Raw genomic sequence first — 1,255 nt, 5'->3', positions numbered from 1 at the left:
CGCGCCGGCCGCCGGCGTGGCGGTCCGCGATGCCGGCGCGGACCGGCTGGCGCAGCTGCGCGCGACGCTCGAGCCGCGCGACGGCGGCGTGCTCGGGCTGATGGGCTACGGGGCTATCCCCTCCGCGTCAGCCAGTACGCTGCAGGTGAACCGCAACACGGTCGGCCCTGAGGGGGGCGATCCGACGCTGACCCTCAGCCAGTTCGGCTTCGGCTTCGAGGTGGACGAGACCTTCCCGCTTTGGCTCGAGATCTACGCGTCCTACACACGCTACGATCCGCGCGCGGTGCTGCAGGGCGAGGCAACGCGCGACGTCTCCGTGCGTTGGAACAACTTCACCACCACCGTCGGCATCGGCTGGGACTTCTACCTCGCCGACAGCCTCTACGTGACGCCGATCCTAAACCTCGCGGGCGGCTATGCCGCCTCGGACACCTCGCTCGCCACCACCTTTCTCGCCCGGCGCAGGGACAGGAGCGATCCGACCGCGCTGTCGGAGGTGCAGGCCAATGTCTGGGGCCTCGGCGGGGCGCTGATGCTGACCTACTTCAACTACAGCGCCGCACGGCAGATCGACGTGCAGGCCCGCTACACCCAGCTGCGGCTGCAGACCTTCGGGAATTCGCTGCCGGCGTCGCGCGGCACCTCGACCTCGTCGACCCTCAGCGTCTGGAGCCAGTATCGCTGGCCGACCGGGATCGAAGTGTTTCGCCGGCCCCTGCGCTGGGTGGTGACCGGCGCCGCGTCCTACTATTTCGGGGACCAGCGGCAAGCCACGGGCTTCGCCTGGTCGACCACGATCGGCGGCGGGATCGAATTCGATGTCGGGCGCCTGCAATTCGGAGCCATGGGCCTTGAGGTCTCGCGCGTCCAGTTCACCCTGAACTACCTCTATGCCGACCGGAACATCACCGGCGCCTCCTTCGGGCTCGGCATCAGCTTCTGACGCCGCGCCGCGCGGTCCCGACGGTCAGCCCGCCACCCCGAGCAGGACCAGGCGGCGCAATTCCATCTCCTGCACGCGGAGCAGCCGCGCCGTGTCGCTCTTCGACAGGGCGTCCTTGTTCGCCAGCAGGAACGCATGGCCCTCCGCCACCCGCGCAACGGCCGCAGCCCTGGCGTCCTGCGCGACGCGCCGACGGTTGGCGTCGGCCCGGGTCGTCGCGGCGACCTCCTGCGCCAGGGCGCGCTGCGCCGGCGGCAGGGTGGGGGGCGGCGTGGCGCGTGGTGGCGATGGCGCCGCCGCGGCGAGGGC

2 protein-coding genes are annotated in these 1,255 nt (G+C 71.2%); one reads left to right on the top strand and one right to left on the bottom strand.

Features of this window, described 5'->3' with window-relative positions:
• The coding region (locus HW578_RS26750; RefSeq protein WP_198373730.1) for a hypothetical protein at positions 1-946 on the top strand (946 nt) is incomplete at its 5' end.
• Positions 947-970: 24 nt separating this feature from the next.
• Here the strand turns inward: HW578_RS26750 and HW578_RS26745 are convergent.
• Positions 971-1,255 (bottom strand): hypothetical protein (locus HW578_RS26745; RefSeq protein WP_198373729.1); only part of this gene is annotated, 285 nt, incomplete at its 5' end.

The sequence above is a fragment of the Roseomonas rosulenta genome (assembly GCF_016106005.1).
GTDB lineage: Bacteria > Pseudomonadota > Alphaproteobacteria > Acetobacterales > Acetobacteraceae > Neoroseomonas > Neoroseomonas rosulenta.
This window is presented reverse-complemented; position numbering and strand designations above follow the sequence as displayed.